Annotated in this window: 13 protein-coding genes; 8 read left to right on the forward strand and 5 right to left on the reverse strand. The window is 63.1% G+C overall.

Annotation, left to right across the window (positions count from 1 at the left end):
• Positions 1 to 74: 74 nt before the first annotated feature.
• Positions 75 to 1,316: an SfnB family sulfur acquisition oxidoreductase gene (locus H620_RS0119345; protein WP_023378154.1), complete on the reverse strand. Its 1,242-nt coding sequence runs from the start codon at positions 1,314 to 1,316 to the stop codon at positions 75 to 77.
• A gap of 252 nt (positions 1,317 to 1,568) precedes the next feature.
• Positions 1,569 to 2,243: a ribose-5-phosphate isomerase RpiA gene (gene rpiA / locus H620_RS0119350; protein ID WP_023378155.1), complete on the reverse strand. Its 675-nt coding sequence runs from the start codon at positions 2,241 to 2,243 to the stop codon at positions 1,569 to 1,571.
• Between the two features lie 132 nt (positions 2,244 to 2,375).
• On the opposite strand from rpiA, the gene ilvA reads away from it, so the two are divergent.
• Together ilvA and H620_RS0119360 are read left to right on the forward strand one after the other, a co-directional pair.
• The gene (gene ilvA, locus H620_RS0119355) at positions 2,376 to 3,890 is read left to right on the forward strand and encodes a threonine ammonia-lyase, biosynthetic (RefSeq protein WP_023378156.1); all 1,515 of its coding nucleotides are present in this window, start codon (positions 2,376 to 2,378) and stop codon (positions 3,888 to 3,890) included.
• A 38-nt stretch (positions 3,891 to 3,928) separates the two neighbouring features.
• The gene (locus H620_RS0119360) at positions 3,929 to 4,354 is read left to right on the forward strand and encodes a DUF2269 domain-containing protein (RefSeq protein ID WP_027907891.1); all 426 of its coding nucleotides are present in this window, start codon (positions 3,929 to 3,931) and stop codon (positions 4,352 to 4,354) included.
• A gap of 67 nt (positions 4,355 to 4,421) precedes the next feature.
• Here H620_RS0119360 and H620_RS0119365 read toward each other — a convergent pair whose 3' ends face one another.
• On the reverse strand, positions 4,422 to 5,078 hold the full coding sequence (locus H620_RS0119365; RefSeq protein ID WP_023378158.1) for a histidinol-phosphatase: 657 nt from the start codon (positions 5,076 to 5,078) through the stop codon (positions 4,422 to 4,424).
• A gap of 140 nt (positions 5,079 to 5,218) precedes the next feature.
• On the opposite strand from H620_RS0119365, the gene H620_RS0119370 reads away from it, so the two are divergent.
• Positions 5,219 to 5,698, forward strand: a complete 480-nt coding sequence (locus H620_RS0119370; RefSeq protein ID WP_003249017.1) for an RNA pyrophosphohydrolase — start codon at positions 5,219 to 5,221, stop codon at positions 5,696 to 5,698.
• A 22-nt stretch (positions 5,699 to 5,720) separates the two neighbouring features.
• Positions 5,721 to 7,994 (forward strand): phosphoenolpyruvate--protein phosphotransferase, encoded by a 2,274-nt coding sequence (gene ptsP, locus H620_RS0119375; RefSeq protein WP_023378159.1) that lies wholly within the window; start codon positions 5,721 to 5,723, stop codon positions 7,992 to 7,994.
• A 69-nt stretch (positions 7,995 to 8,063) separates the two neighbouring features.
• Here ptsP and H620_RS0119380 read toward each other — a convergent pair whose 3' ends face one another.
• Positions 8,064 to 8,810, reverse strand: coding sequence for an NRDE family protein (locus H620_RS0119380; RefSeq protein WP_023378160.1), 747 nt, complete (start codon positions 8,808 to 8,810; stop codon positions 8,064 to 8,066).
• A 130-nt stretch (positions 8,811 to 8,940) separates the two neighbouring features.
• On the opposite strand from H620_RS0119380, the gene H620_RS0119385 reads away from it, so the two are divergent.
• The 3 genes from H620_RS0119385 to H620_RS0119395 are packed head-to-tail and all read left to right on the forward strand — an operon-like array spanning position 8,941 to position 11,569.
• Positions 8,941 to 9,723, forward strand: coding sequence for a sulfite exporter TauE/SafE family protein (locus H620_RS0119385; protein ID WP_023378161.1), 783 nt, complete (start codon positions 8,941 to 8,943; stop codon positions 9,721 to 9,723).
• 16 nt (positions 9,724 to 9,739) lie between these two features.
• Positions 9,740 to 10,549: a prolipoprotein diacylglyceryl transferase gene (lgt, locus tag H620_RS0119390; protein ID WP_023378162.1), complete on the forward strand. Its 810-nt coding sequence runs from the start codon at positions 9,740 to 9,742 to the stop codon at positions 10,547 to 10,549.
• Positions 10,550 to 10,597: 48 nt separating this feature from the next.
• Positions 10,598 to 11,569 (forward strand): thymidylate synthase, encoded by a 972-nt coding sequence (locus H620_RS0119395; protein WP_027907892.1) that lies wholly within the window; start codon positions 10,598 to 10,600, stop codon positions 11,567 to 11,569.
• A 38-nt stretch (positions 11,570 to 11,607) separates the two neighbouring features.
• Here the strand turns inward: H620_RS0119395 and cadR are convergent, their stop codons facing one another.
• A complete protein-coding gene (gene cadR / locus H620_RS0119400; protein WP_023378164.1) occupies positions 11,608 to 12,051 on the reverse strand; it encodes a cadmium resistance transcriptional regulator CadR in 444 nt (147 codons plus the stop codon).
• Positions 12,052 to 12,134: 83 nt separating this feature from the next.
• Between cadR and H620_RS0119405 the strand changes: the two genes are divergently transcribed.
• A complete protein-coding gene (locus tag H620_RS0119405; RefSeq protein ID WP_023378165.1) occupies positions 12,135 to 14,387 on the forward strand; it encodes a heavy metal translocating P-type ATPase in 2,253 nt (750 codons plus the stop codon).
• Positions 14,388 to 14,391 lie beyond the last annotated feature (4 nt).

The following is a 14,391-nucleotide window of genomic DNA, read 5'->3' on the forward strand; positions in this document are numbered from 1 at the left end:
TGGAGCCGCGTGCCACGCCATCGGCGACAAGCCAGCGCCTACAGGGCACCGGCGGTTCGGCGATGGGGGGCGAATCAGATCCAGGAATGCCGTGCAGGCAGGGTGCCGTTAAGGTGGTACGCGCCCACCGCGTGGTACTTCCAGCGCACCGGGTCATGCAGCGTGTGCACCCGGGCATTGCGCCAGTGGCGGTCGAGGTTGAACTCGGCGAGGGTGGCGCGGCTGCCGGCCAGTTCGAACAGTTTCTCGCTGGCCTGCAGCGAAATCTCGGTGGTCAGTACCTTGGCCTCGGCCACGGCGATAGAGGCACGGGCTGCCGCTTGGGCGTCGATCGGTCCGGCGTTGACCTCGTCAAGCACTCTGGCCGCCTTGCGTAGCAGGGCTTCGGCGGCGTGCAGCTCGAGTTTCAGGCGGCCGATGTCGGCGATCACATAAGGGTCGTCGCTGGCGCGCTCGACCTTGGCTTCGATCCATGGCCGGGATTTATCGCGCACGAAGGCGATTGCATCTTCGATCGCCGCTTCGGCGATGCCTGCGTCGATGGCGGCCTGGATCAGTTGCGACGCAGCCCCTTGAATGTTGGGGATGTCACGCTGGCGCCAGTTGTCGATGACCAGGTCGGCCTCCACCGGCACCTCGTCGAGCAGCACGGTGCCGCTGGCGGTGGTGCGCTGTCCGAAGCCCGACCAGTCGTCGACGATGCGCAGCCCAGGGCTGCCCCGGCGTACGAATGCCAGGCGCTGTCGGCCTTCGTCGTCCAGTGCCTTGACGGCAACCCAATGGGCGAACAGGGCACCTGTGGAATAGAACTTCTCGCCGCTGACGCGGTAGCCGTCACCTGTGCGGGTGATCCTGGCCTTGAGGGTCAGGGTATCCTTGGTGCCGCGTTCAGGCCCGGCATTACCGATACGCCAACCGTCGAGCACGCTGCGGAAGATCACCGCCTGCTGGGCTTCGCTGGCGGTCAGACGCAGCAATTGCAGCATGCCGAACTGGTTCTGTGGGATCTGCCCCAGAGCCGGGTCGGCGGCGCTGATCAGGCGGAATACCTCGGCGATGGTTTCGAAGGAAACGTCCGGGCCGCCATAGGCCTTGGGCACACTGATGCTACCCAGGCCGCTGCGGGTGAACTGTTCGATCTCGGCCCACGGCAGCTTGCGTTGCTGATCGCGGCGCGAGGCCTGCTCGCGAGCGATCGCAGCCAGTTCACGGGCGGCTTGCAGAGCTTCGGCGTCGGTACGCAGCACCTTGGCCGGCAGCAGCAGTGGCGAGCTGTCGAGGTCGCTGTGAAATTGGGTATTTGGCTGGCTGGACATCAGTGCCGCTCCTTGGCTGCACTCAATGCCCTGGCGTTGCGCACTGGGGTGATTGTGACCCTGACCATTCCTTACCTCACAAAATAGAAACGTCGCTTCAGCTGAACGCGACAAACATTTGTTGGTCCGGTGGTCCGGTATATATACCCTAATGGCTTATCAGAGGTTTATGAACTAACTCTTTGGAATATGCATAGAAGGCGGGGTGAAGACGGCGCAGGCCCTGAACGTAGAGCCTGCGCCGCCCAGCTGTTACTCGGCTTTCAGGCTTTTCACGCCTTCTGCAGTGCCCAGCAGCAGCAAGTCGGCGGGACGGGCCGCGAACAGGCCGTTGGTGACGACGCCGACGATCGCGTTGATCTGGCGCTCCAGCTCTACCGGGTTGGTGATCTGCAGGTTGTGCACATCCAGGATCACGTTGCCATTGTCGGTCACCACGCCCTCGCGGTACACCGGGTCGCCGCCCAGCTTCACCAGCTGGCGCGCGACATGGCTGCGGGCCATTGGGATGACTTCGACTGGCAGCGGGAAGGCACCCAGCACCGGCACCAGCTTGCTGGCGTCGGCGATGCAGATGAAGGTCTTGGCCACGGCGGCGACGATCTTCTCGCGGGTCAGGGCCGCACCGCCGCCCTTGATCAGGTTCAGGTGCGCATCGCTTTCGTCGGCGCCGTCGACGTAGAACTCCAGTTCGCTGACGCTGTTGAGCTCGTACACCGGAATACCATGGCCCTTCAGACGCTGGGCGGTGGCCTCGGAGCTGGCGACCGCGCCATCGAAGGCGGTCTTGTGCTGGGCCAGGGCATCAATGAAGAAGTTGGCGGTCGAACCGGTTCCGACGCCGACGACGCTCTTTTCATCCAGCTTGGGCAGAATGAAGTCGACAGCGGCCTGGGCGACGGCCTGTTTGAGTTGGTCCTGGGTCATGCGGGCTCCGAAAGGGGCAGGGCGGTTTCAAAGTTGCCTAGTATAACGGCTCGGGCGGCTTTGCTGTGGTCGCCCGACGTAGCGCTGGGGTAGACTCCCAGCCCTTGTCCCGCGGCCAGTGATGCTTTCCCGATGCTCGAACAGTACGTCAAGAAGATCCTCACCTCGCGCGTCTACGACGTTGCGGTCGAAACCCCGCTGCAGAGCGCCGGGCAGCTGAGCAAGCGCCTGAACAACCAGGTGCTGCTCAAACGTGAAGACCTGCAGCCGGTGTTCTCCTTCAAGATCCGCGGGGCGTACAACAAGCTGGCGCAGTTGAGCGCAGAAGAACTGGCCCGTGGCGTTGTCACCGCCTCCGCCGGCAACCACGCGCAGGGTGTAGCCCTGGCGGCCCGCGAGCTGGGCATCAAGGCCACCATCGTGATGCCCAAGACCACCCCGGAGATCAAGGTCGAGGGCGTGCGTTCGCGGGGCGGCAAGGTGGTGCTTCACGGCGATTCGTTCCCCGAGGCGCTGGCTTATTCGCTCAAGCTCGTGGACGAGAAGGGCTTCGTCTACATCCACCCTTACGATGACCCGCACACCATCGCCGGCCAAGGCACCGTGGCCATGGAAATCCTGCGCCAGCACCCCGGCCAGCTGGACGCGATCTTCGTGCCTGTGGGCGGCGGCGGTCTGATCGCCGGTATCGCGGCCTACGTGAAGTACCTGCGCCCCGAGATCAAGGTGATCGGTGTCGAGCCGGACGACTCCAACTGTCTGCAGGCAGCGATGGCGGCAGGCGAGCGCGTGGTGCTGCCCCAGGTGGGGCTGTTCGCCGATGGCGTCGCGGTAGCCCAGATCGGTCAGCATACCTTCGACATCTGCCGTCACTACGTGGACGAGGTGGTGACCGTCAGTACGGATGAAATCTGTGCAGCAATCAAGGATATCTACGACGATACCCGCTCGATCACCGAACCTGCTGGCGCATTGGGCGTTGCGGGCATCAAGAAGTACGTCGAGCTCAAGGGCGTGAGCGGCCAGACCCTGGTGGCCATCGATTCGGGCGCTAACGTCAACTTCGATCGTCTGCGCCACGTGGCCGAGCGTGCCGAGTTGGGTGAAAAGCGCGAAGCGATCATCGCCGTGACCATTCCCGAGCGGCCAGGCAGCTTCAAGGCCTTCTGCGAGGCCATTGGCAAACGCCAGATCACCGAATTCAACTACCGTCGCCACACTTCCGATGAGGCGCACATCTTCGTGGGCGTACAAACCCATCCGGAGAACGACCCTCGGGCGGCCTTGGTGCAGCATTTGAGCGATCAAGGTTTCCCGGTAACCGACCTGACCGACAACGAACTGGCCAAGCTGCACATTCGCCATATGGTCGGCGGCCATTCGGCAGGCGCCAGCGATGAGATCGTGCTGCGTTTCGAGTTCCCTGAGCGGCCCGGTGCGCTGTTCAACTTCCTCAACAAGCTGGGCGGGCGCTGGAACATTTCGATGTTCCATTACCGTAACCATGGCGCTGCCGATGGACGCGTGGTAGCCGGTTTGCAGGTACCGGAAGATGAGCGCCATTTGGTGCCGGCGGCCTTGGCCAAGATCGGTTATCCGTACTGGGACGAGACCGACAACCCAGCATACCGGCTGTTCCTGGGTTGAGCGGCTAAGCTAGACCTATCGCTCAAGGACGTGAAGACATGGAACACCTGACAACGCTCAAGACCCTGCACATCGTCGCCACCGCCCTGTTGTTGCTGGGTGCGCTGGGGCTGGCGGTCTGGACCATTGTGGCGCGCCGGCAGGGCGATACCCAGGCGTATGGCAAGCTGTTGCGCCGGCCGTTGGTGTTCGTCTGGCTGCTGATGGGGGTGTGCTTGGTGAGCATGCCGTTCAGCGGGTGGTGGCTGGTACACCTGGTCGGCTGGCCGCTGGGGCAGACCTGGCTGCTGGCGTCCAGCGTCATCTACACCTTCGGCGCGTTTGCCGTGTGGTGGTTGCTGGTGCGTCTGAATCGCCTGCGCAAGGCCGAGGTGGTGGGTTTGAAGTTCACCCTGGCGCTGGCGGTATTCAGTGGGGTGTGCTTGCTGTCCATCGCCGGGCTGATGGGGGCCAAGCCGATATAAGGCAGCTTCGCTGCGCTGGGGGAGCGGCTTTGTGTCGCGAAGGGGCCGCATAGCGGCCCTGTCGGTCTCAATCCCTGAGCGACAACACCTGCCACCCACGCCGCTCCGCCTCCGCCCGCAGTTTCGGATCCGGGTCCACGGCCACCGGCCGCTCAACCTGCTCCAGCAAGGGCAGGTCGTTCATCGAGTCGCTGTAGAAGCTGCTGCCCTGCAGGTCATAGCCGTTCTCCAGCATCCAGCGCTTCAGACGCGTCACCTTCCCTTCACGGAAACACGGTATATCGGTACTGCGCCCGGTGTACCGGCCGTCGATGATCTCGCATTCGGTAGCCAGCAGGGTGCGTACACCCAGGCGGCGGGCGATGGGTGCGGTGACGAACCGGTTGGTGGCGGTGATGATCAGCAGGTGATCGCCGGCCTCGCGGTGCTGGCGCAGCAGAGCCTCGGCCTTGGGCAGGATGATCGGCTCGATGCAGTCGCGCATGAAGTCGCGGTGCCATTCGTCGAGCTGGGCAGGCGCCGTGGCAGCGAGGATTTCCATGGAAAAGGCCAGGTACGCCTGCAGGTCCAGGGTGCCGGCCAGGTAGTCCTGGTAGAAACCGTCATTGCGTTGTTTGTAGGCGACCGGGTCAAGGATGCGCCGTTCGCACAGGTAGTCGCCCCATGCATGGTCGCTGTCGCCACCGAGGAGGGTATTGTCCAGGTCGAATAAAGCCAGGCGCATCGCGGTCACTCAGGTCTGCCACAAGGAAGCCCGCAGAATACGGAGTTTTCACCTCGCTGCACATAAGCTTGGTGGGCGCGTTGCTGCGCTCGTGAGCTTTGTGGAACAATGCGGTGACATGCGTTTGCGAGGTTGCTGCCGTGATCGACCCGGATGGTTTTCGCCCTAACGTCGGGATCATTCTCACGAATGATGCCGGGCAGGTGCTATGGGCTCGGCGGATCAACCAGGATGCCTGGCAATTTCCCCAGGGCGGTATCAACCCTGATGAAACGCCGGAAGATGCCCTGTACCGCGAGCTGAACGAAGAAGTTGGCCTTGAACGCGACGATGTGGAAATTCTTGCCTGCACCCGTGGCTGGTTGCGTTATCGTTTACCCCAACGCCTGGTACGTACCCACAGCCAGCCGTTGTGTATCGGCCAGAAGCAGAAGTGGTTCCTGCTGCGCCTGGTGAGTAACGAACAGCGGGTGCGGATGGACCTGACCGGCAAGCCAGAGTTCGACGGCTGGCGCTGGGTCAGTTATTGGTACCCGCTGGGCCAGGTGGTGACATTCAAGCGCGAGGTCTACCGACGCGCCCTGAAAGAGCTAGCACCGCGTCTGCTGACGCGCGACTGACGACGGAGTTCGACCCCGAGCCATGCTCAATACGCTGCGCAAGATCGTCCAGGAAGTGAACTCCGCCAAAGATCTCAAGACGGCGTTGGGTATCATTGTCTTGCGCGTCAAGGAGGCCATGGGCAGCCAGGTCTGCTCGGTCTACCTGCTCGACCCGGAAACCAACCGTTTCGTGCTGATGGCCACCGAGGGCTTGAACAAGCGCTCCATCGGCAAAGTCAGCATGGCCCCCAACGAAGGTCTGGTCGGCCTGGTCGGCACCCGCGAAGAGCCGCTGAACCTGGAAAACGCCGCCGACCACCCCCGTTACCGCTACTTCGCCGAAACCGGCGAGGAAAAATTCGCCTCCTTCCTTGGCGCGCCAATCATTCACCACCGCCGCGTGGTGGGGGTGCTGGTGATCCAGCAAAAGGAGCGCCGCCAGTTCGACGAGGGCGAAGAAGCCTTCCTGGTCACCATGAGCGCGCAACTGGCCGGGGTAATTGCCCATGCCGAGGCCACAGGCTCGATCAGGGGGCTGGGGCGCCAGGGCAAGGGTATCCAGGAAGCGCGTTTCGTCGGCGTGCCGGGCTCGCCAGGCGCTGCAGTCGGGCGTGCCGTGGTCATGCTGCCGCCCGCTGACCTCGAAGTGGTTCCCGACAAGGCGGTCGACGATATCGACGCCGAGCTCAATCTGTTCCAGAACGCGCTCGAAGGCGTGCGCGAAGACATGCGCAAGCTGTCCGCCAAGCTGGCCACGCAGCTGCGCCCGGAAGAGCGCGCGTTGTTCGACGTCTACCTGATGATGCTCGAAGACGCCGCCCTTGGCGGTGAGGTAACCGAAGTCATCAAGACTGGCCAATGGGCTCAGGGCGCGCTGCGCCAGGTGGTCGGCGAGCACGTCAGCCGCTTCGAGCTGATGGACGATGATTACCTGCGCGAGCGCGCATCCGACGTCAAAGACCTCGGTCGACGCCTGCTGGCTTACCTGCAAGAGGCCCGCTCGCAATCGCTGGTCTATGCCGACAATACCATCCTGGTCAGTGAAGAGCTGACCCCGGCCATGCTCGGCGAGGTGCCGGAGGGCAAGCTGGTAGGGTTGGTGTCGGTACTGGGCTCGGGCAACTCCCACGTCGCGATCTTGGCTCGGGCCATGGGGATCCCGACGGTGATGGGTCTGGTCGACCTGCCGTATTCCAAGGTCGACGGCATCGAAATGATCGTCGACGGCTACAAAGGCGAGGTGTTCACCAACCCCAGCGACGTGCTGCGCAAGCAGTACAGCGATGTGGTGGAGGAAGAGCGCCAGCTCGCCCAGGGCCTTGACGCTTTGCGCGAACTGCCCTGCGTGACCCCCGATGGCCACCGCATGCCGTTGTGGGTCAACACTGGTCTGCTCGCCGATGTTGCTCGTGCCCAGCAGCGCGGCGCCGAAGGTGTAGGGCTGTACCGTACCGAAGTACCGTTCATGATCAACCAGCGCTTCCCCAGCGAGAAAGAGCAGCTGGCGATCTACCGCGAACAGTTGGCGGCGTTCCATCCGCTGCCGGTGACCATGCGGACCCTCGACATCGGCGGTGACAAGGCCCTTTCATATTTTCCGATCAAGGAAGAGAACCCGTTCCTGGGCTGGCGCGGCATTCGCGTCACGCTCGACCACCCGGAGATCTTCCTGGTTCAGACCCGCGCCATGCTCAAGGCCAGCGAGGGCCTGAACAACCTGCGCATCCTGCTGCCGATGATCTCGGGCATTCATGAGCTCGAAGAAGCCCTGCACCTGATCCACCGGGCCTGGGGCGAGGTCCGCGACGAGGGCACCGATGTACCGATGCCACCGGTCGGCGTGATGGTCGAGATCCCGGCTGCGGTGTACCAGACCAAGGAGCTGGCGCGGCAGGTGGACTTCCTGTCGGTGGGCTCCAACGACCTGACCCAGTACCTGCTGGCGGTCGATCGCAACAACCCGCGTGTCGCCGACCTTTACGACTACCTGCACCCAGCGGTGTTGCAGGCGTTGAACACCGTGGTGCGCGACGCCCATGGCGAAGGCAAGCCAGTGAGTATCTGTGGCGAGATGGCCGGTGATCCGGCGGCGGCGATCCTGTTGATGGCCATGGGCTTCGACAGCCTGTCGATGAACGCTACCAACCTGCCGAAGGTGAAGTGGATGCTGCGCCAGATCAACATGAGCAAGGCCAAGGAGCTGCTGACCGAGGCCATGGGTCATGACAACCCGCAGGTTATCCACAGCTCGTTGCAGCTGGCGCTGAAGAACCTTGGGTTGGCGCGGATGATCGGCCCGAACAAGGCGCTCTGATTGATGTGTCCCTATCGCCGGCTAGCCGGTTCCAACGGCCTTCGGGGCCTGGCTTGCTGGCGATAGGCATCAGACTTCGAGGGTAACTTCCCCCAAATGCCCACCAAACGGGCCGAAACTGCGCTCGAACAGCCGTCTTCTGCCATGATCGTCCACGATCAGTACCGTACTGGCGCGTGTTCCGTAGCTCTGGCTGGCGATGAACACACTCGACAGCAACTTCTCGGTCGCCAGTCCCACACCCGTCTCAGGCAGTTCGCCATCCGCCGCGGGTTCGGCATCGGCCAGCAACGCCAGCATGCGTTGTGGGTCCGCTGATTCCAGTAACGCCTCCAGGCCGTTTCGCGCCTTCACCAGCTTCGGCCATGGCGTATCCAGCCCGGCATTGGACAGCCCATACACACCGGGGGCCAGCAGTCGGGGCTCTGCTTCGCGGGCATGCAGGTAACCCAGTCGCTGACCGTCACCGACCAGTAAGTTGAACCCCGAATACTGCCCGCTGCGGCTGGCGACTTGGTCGAGATACCCTTCGAGCCCCTGATCACCCTGCAGAAACGCCGCCACCAGTTCACCCCGGCTGCGCGCCCCCAGCGGCTGGCTAGGGTCGCGGATGTTGGTCAGCGCGGCGAAGCGCCCCTGGGGTCCCACGCCCAGCCAGGTGCCCCCGGCCTCCAGGTCGCGACCGGCATACACGCCGGGCGCATCATCCCAGCCCGCCAGGGCCAGTGCGGGACGGGCATAGAATTCGTCACGGTTGGCCGCGACGATCAGCGGCAGGGGGTGTCCGGGCCGCCAGGCGAATACGATCAGGCACATCGGTTGGGCCTCTGTGTTTTTAGCCACTCTACCCATTGCGGCCGTGTCGATCCATCCTGTCACAGACTTCACTAGAGCCCCGAGCCCGGCTTCCGTTACCATGCCGGATTGTTTTTCTTGGGGGCGACGAATGGAGTTCGTACTCTATCTGCTGTTGGGCGCGTGCGCCGGCGTGCTGGCCGGGCTGTTCGGCGTGGGCGGCGGCATCATCATCGTGCCGGTGCTGGTGTTCAGCTTCACCCTGCAGGGCTTCGACCCCTCGGTGCTGACCCACCTGGCGGTCGGCACTTCACTGGCGACCATCGTATTCACATCGATCAACGCCGTGCTCGAGCACCAGCGTAAAGGCGCGGTGCAATGGCCGATTTTTGCCTGGATGACCCTCGGCATCCTCATCGGGGCCGGTATCGGTGCCAAGACGGCTTCGCTCATCCAAGGTCCGCAGTTGCAGAAGATCATCGGTGTGTTCGCCCTGATCGTCGCCGTACAGATGGCCCTGGACCTGAAACCCAAGGCCAGCCGTGGCATCCCCGGCAAGCCCGCATTGGTCGGTGCTGGCGGTGTGATCGGCTGGGCCTCGGCCATTTTCGGCATCGGTGGCGGTTCGCTGACCGTGCCGTTCCTGACCTGGCGCAGCCTGCCCATGCAACAGGCAGTGGCGACCTCCTCGGCGTGTGGTCTGCCGATTGCGGTGGCCAGCGCCCTGAGCTTCATGTGGCTGGGCTGGCGCGAGGAACATTTGCCGGCCCATAGCCTGGGCTACGTGTACCTGCCGGCACTGGTCGGCATTGCCGTCACCAGCATGTTTTTCGCCCGCTACGGCGCGCGTCTGGCGCACAAGCTTTCGCCACGTTTGTTGAAACGCCTGTTCGCAGCACTGCTGTTCTGCGTCGGCCTCAGCTTTTTGATTTGAATCGAGAGGAAGTTCCATGCTGCCTTACCCGCAGATAGACCCCGTGGCCGTGGCCATCGGGCCGCTGAAAATCCACTGGTACGGCCTGATGTACCTGATCGGCATCGGCGGCGCCTGGCTGCTGGCTTCGCGCCGTCTGAACCGCTTCGACCCCACCTGGAGCCGTGAAAAGCTCTCGGACCTGGTGTTCTGGTTGTCGATGGGGGTGATCGTTGGCGGGCGCCTGGGCTACGTGTTGTTCTATGACCTGCACCAGTACCTGGCCAATCCGACGTTGATCTTCGAGGTGTGGAAGGGCGGCATGTCGTTCCATGGTGGCTTCATTGGCGTGATGTTGGCGGCGCTGTGGTTCGGCAAGCGCAATAACAAGTCGTTCTTCGAACTGATGGACTTCGTCGCCCCGCTGGTACCGATTGGCTTGGGCGCCGGGCGTATCGGCAACTTCATCAACGCCGAACTGTGGGGCAAGGCCACCGATCTGCCTTGGGCGATGGTGTTCCCACCGTTCAGCGACCCGGCCCAGTTGCCGCGTCACCCGTCGCAGCTTTACCAGTTCGCCCTCGAAGGTGTGGCACTATTCGTCATCCTCTGGCTGTACTCGCGCAAGCCGCGCCCGACCATGGCCGTTTCCGGCATGTTCGCGCTGTTCTACGGTATCTTCCGTTTCATCGTGGAGTTCGTGCGGGTACCCGACGCCCAGCTTGGCTACATCGCCTTCGGCTGGTTGACCATGGGCCAGTTGCTTTGCGTGCCGATGATCGCCGGCGGCATCTTCCTGATCTGGTGGGCCTACAACCGTAAACCGACGGCCAAGGCCACCGTTTGATTTTCACGGCAGGGGCGATCCCCCTGCCGTTCTTGTTACAGGTAAGCCATGAAACAGTATCTAGATCTGGTCCGTGACGTCATCGAGAACGGCACCTTGCAAGGCAACCGCACCGGTATTCGCACCATCAGCCTGCCGGGCGCCATGCTCAAGTTCGACCTGCAGAAAGGCTTCCCGGCCATCACCACACGCAAGCTGGCGTTCAAGTCGGCCATCGGCGAGATGGTGGGTTTCCTGCGTGGCGTGAAGAGCGCCGGTGAGTTCCGCGAGCTGGGCTGCAAGGTCTGGGACCAGAACGCCAACGAAAACGCCCAGTGGCTGGCCAACCCATTCCGCCAGGGGTATGACGACCTCGGCGAGATCTACGGCGTGCAATGGCGCAAGTGGCCGGGCTACAAGCGCGTTCCGCTGAGCAACCCGGCAGCGATCGAGATGGCTGAAAAGCAGGGCTTTCGCAGGATCGCCCAGGACGAGGAAGAGGGCCAGGCGTTCGTCATCCTGTACAAGGCCATCGACCAGGTGCGTCAGTGCCTGGACACCATCGCCAACGACCCGGGCAGCCGTCGCATCTTGTTCCATGGCTGGAACTGCGCCCAGCTGGATGAAATGGCCCTGCCGCCGTGCCATCTGCTGTATCAGTTCCACCCCAATGTCGAGACCAAGGAAATTTCCCTGACGCTCTACATTCGTTCCAATGACCTGGGCCTGGGAACGCCGTTCAACCTCACCGAGGGCGCGGCCCTGCTGTCGTTGTTCGGCCGCCTGACCGGTTATACCCCGCGCTGGTTCACCTATTTCATTGGTGATGCCCATGTGTACGAGAACCACTTGGACATGCTCAACGAGCAGCTCAAGCGCGAGCCGCTGGAAGCACCCAGACTGGTCATCAGCGACCGCGTGCCGGCGTTCGCCGAGACCGGCAAGTACGAGCCGGAGTGGTTGGAGAAGATCGAGCCGAGTGATTTCTGGCTGGAAGGGTATGAACATCATGCGCCGATGACGGCGCCGATGGCAGTCTGACGGCCCCATCGTCTGCACCGGCCTCTTCGCGGGCACTTCTAGTGCCCGTGACTGCGCCCCACGTGCGAATGCTCGGTTTCTGGCACCGACACCGCCCCGTTCACTTCCAGTTGCTGCAAGATCGCGCATTCGTTTCCCTGTGCGTTGCAGCGCTGTCGCAGTTCCACCAACTGTTCTTGCAACGCCACCAGGCCATCGATTCGCGCCTGCACATGCGCGATATGCTCATCGATCAGCGCATTGACGCTGCCGCAAGAACCTTCCGGGCTGTCGCGAAGGCTTAGCAGGCTGCGGATCTCGTCCAGGGTCATGTCCAAGGTACGGCAGTTGCGGATGAACGTCAGTCGCTCGACATGCGCCTGGGTGTACAGCCGGTAGTTGCCGTCCGTACGAGCGGGCTCTGGCAGCAAGTGCTCTCGTTCGTAATAGCGGATGGTCTCCACGGCGCAGTCGGTGGCTTTGGCCAGTTCTCCGATCTTCATCACGAAATCTCCAGCGTGTGGCTTGACCCTATAGTGGCTACAGGGTGTTCACTTGGCAACAGGCGCATTTTAAGGACGACCTCATGAACCAGCCTGTCAGCCACGAACACACGCACGACCATGCCCACGGCCAGGGTGGCGATAGCCACTGCCACGATTCCCATGCTCACAGCTGCTGCGGCGCCAGTGCTGCGCCCGCGTTCGTGCAATTGACCGAAAAGGCCAGTGATGATGCGCAGTTCAGCCGCTTTCGCATCGAGGCCATGGACTGCCCGACCGAGCAGACGCTGATCCAGGACAAACTGGGCAAGCTGGCCGGTATCGAGCAGTTGGAATTCAACCTGATCAACCGCGTGCTGGGTGTGCGCCACACGTTGGGTGCAACAGCCGACATCGAACGGGCCATCGACAGCCTGGGCATGAAGGCCGAGCCGATTGCTGCCCAGGACGATGCCACGCCAGCCACGCCACAACCGGCCAAGATCCGCTGGTGGCCTCTGGCATTGTCAGGTATTGCCGCGATCGCCGCCGAAATCGTGCACTTTGGCGCACTGGCCCCGGAGTGGGCAGTAGCCGCATTGGCGCTGGCAGCCATTCTTGGCTGCGGTCTGGGCACTTACAAGAAGGGCTGGATCGCCCTGAAAAACCGTAACTTGAACATCAACGCGTTGATGAGCATTGCGGTGACGGGCGCCGTACTGATCGGGCAGTGGCCCGAAGCTGCCATGGTGATGGTGCTGTTTACCATCGCCGAGCTGATCGAAGCGCGTTCGCTGGACCGCGCGCGCAATGCCATTGGCGGGTTGATGCAACTGACTCCGGACATGGCAACAGTGCAGCAGGCGGATGGCCAGTGGCGCGAGGTGGCGGTGCGTGAGGTGGCTCTTGGCGCGCGGGTTCGGGTACGCCCCGGTGAACGCATCGGCCTGGACGGTGAAGTGACCAGCGGCCGATCCAGTGTCGATCAAGCACCGATCACCGGCGAAAGCCTGCCTGTGGAAAAGACCGTGGGCGACAAGCTGTTCGCCGGCACCATCAACCAGGCGGGGGCGCTGGAGTTCCGGGTAACTGCTGCTGCCGGGCAGTCGACCCTGGCGCGGATCATCAAGGCCGTCGAGCAAGCGCAAGGCGCGCGCGCCCCTACCCAGCGTTTTGTCGACCGTTTTTCGCGTATCTACACGCCGGCAGTGTTTGCCATCGCCTTGGCTGTGGCACTCATCCCTCCGCTGCTCATGGCTGGTGCCTGGTTCGACTGGGTTTACCGCGCCCTGGTGCTGCTGGTGGTGGCCTGCCCGTGCGCCCTGATCATCTCGACCCCGGTGACCATCGTCAGCGGCCTGGCGGCAGCCGCGCGCAAAGGCATCCTGATCAAGGGCGGCGTTTACCTGGAGGGTGGACGCCATCTGGATTTCCTGGCCCTGGACAAGACCGGCACCATCACCCACGGCAAACCGGTGCAGACCGACGTCAAGGTGCTGGAACCGACGTTCGAAGACCGCGCACAAGCCCTGGCCGCCAGCCTGGGCGAGCGCTCTGACCACCCGGTTTCCCGCGCTATCGCCCAATACGGCAAGGAGCAAGGCCTGGCCATGAGCGAGGTGGATGATTTTGCCGCGCTGGCCGGGCGTGGCGTGCGAGGCACCATTGCCGGTGAGGTCTACTACTTGGGCAACCACCGCCTGGTAGAGGAGCTGGGGCTGTGTTCGCCCGAGTTGGAATCCCAGCTGGATGCGCTGGAACGCCAGGGCAAGACCGTGGTCCTGCTACTCGACCGCTCTGGCCCGCTGGCGCTGTTCGCCGTGGCGGACACCGTCAAGGACAGCAGCCGCCAGGCCATCGAAGAGCTGCATGGGTTGGGCATCAAGACTGTCATGCTCACGGGTGACAATCCGCATACCGCGCAAGCCATCGCCGCCGTGGTAGGGATAGACCGTGCCGAAGGTAACCTGCTGCCCGCCGACAAGCTGAAAACCATCGAAGCGCTGTACGCCCAGGGTCATCGGGTGGGTATGGTCGGTGACGGCATCAACGACGCCCCGGCCCTGGCCCGCGCCGAGATCGGTTTTGCCATGGCGGCAGCCGGTACCGACACTGCCATCGAGACTGCCGATGTGGCACTGATGGACGATGACTTGCGGAAAATCCCGGCCTTCGTCAGGCTGTCGCGCCACAGTGCGGCGATCCTCATGCAGAACATCGTTCTGGCATTAGGCATCAAGGCGATATTCCTGGCGATCACCTTCGCCGGCATGGCCACCCTGTGGATGGCGGTATTCGCCGACATGGGCGTGAGCCTGCTGGTGGTGTTCAACGGCTTGCGCCTGTTGCGCAAATAGAGGA

The sequence above is a fragment of the Pseudomonas taiwanensis DSM 21245 genome, from assembly GCF_000425785.1.
Lineage (GTDB): Bacteria > Pseudomonadota > Gammaproteobacteria > Pseudomonadales > Pseudomonadaceae > Aquipseudomonas > Aquipseudomonas taiwanensis.

Excerpts from the sequence above, each read along its gene's own strand:
- H620_RS0119345 (WP_023378154.1), bottom strand. The coding sequence starts at position 1,316 with ATGTCCAGCCAGCCAAATACCCAATTTCACAGCGACCTCGACAGCTCG.
- rpiA (WP_023378155.1), bottom strand. The coding sequence starts at position 2,243 with ATGACCCAGGACCAACTCAAACAGGCCGTCGCCCAGGCCGCTGTCGAC.
- ilvA (WP_023378156.1), top strand. The coding sequence starts at position 2,376 with ATGCTCGAACAGTACGTCAAGAAGATCCTCACCTCGCGCGTCTACGAC.
- H620_RS0119360 (WP_027907891.1), top strand. The coding sequence starts at position 3,929 with ATGGAACACCTGACAACGCTCAAGACCCTGCACATCGTCGCCACCGCC.
- H620_RS0119365 (WP_023378158.1), bottom strand. The coding sequence starts at position 5,078 with ATGCGCCTGGCTTTATTCGACCTGGACAATACCCTCCTCGGTGGCGAC.
- ptsP (WP_023378159.1), top strand. The coding sequence starts at position 5,721 with ATGCTCAATACGCTGCGCAAGATCGTCCAGGAAGTGAACTCCGCCAAA.
- H620_RS0119380 (WP_023378160.1), bottom strand. The coding sequence starts at position 8,810 with ATGTGCCTGATCGTATTCGCCTGGCGGCCCGGACACCCCCTGCCGCTG.
- H620_RS0119385 (WP_023378161.1), top strand. The coding sequence starts at position 8,941 with ATGGAGTTCGTACTCTATCTGCTGTTGGGCGCGTGCGCCGGCGTGCTG.
- lgt (WP_023378162.1), top strand. The coding sequence starts at position 9,740 with ATGCTGCCTTACCCGCAGATAGACCCCGTGGCCGTGGCCATCGGGCCG.
- H620_RS0119395 (WP_027907892.1), top strand. The coding sequence starts at position 10,598 with ATGAAACAGTATCTAGATCTGGTCCGTGACGTCATCGAGAACGGCACC.
- cadR (WP_023378164.1), bottom strand. The coding sequence starts at position 12,051 with ATGAAGATCGGAGAACTGGCCAAAGCCACCGACTGCGCCGTGGAGACC.
- H620_RS0119405 (WP_023378165.1), top strand. The coding sequence starts at position 12,135 with ATGAACCAGCCTGTCAGCCACGAACACACGCACGACCATGCCCACGGC.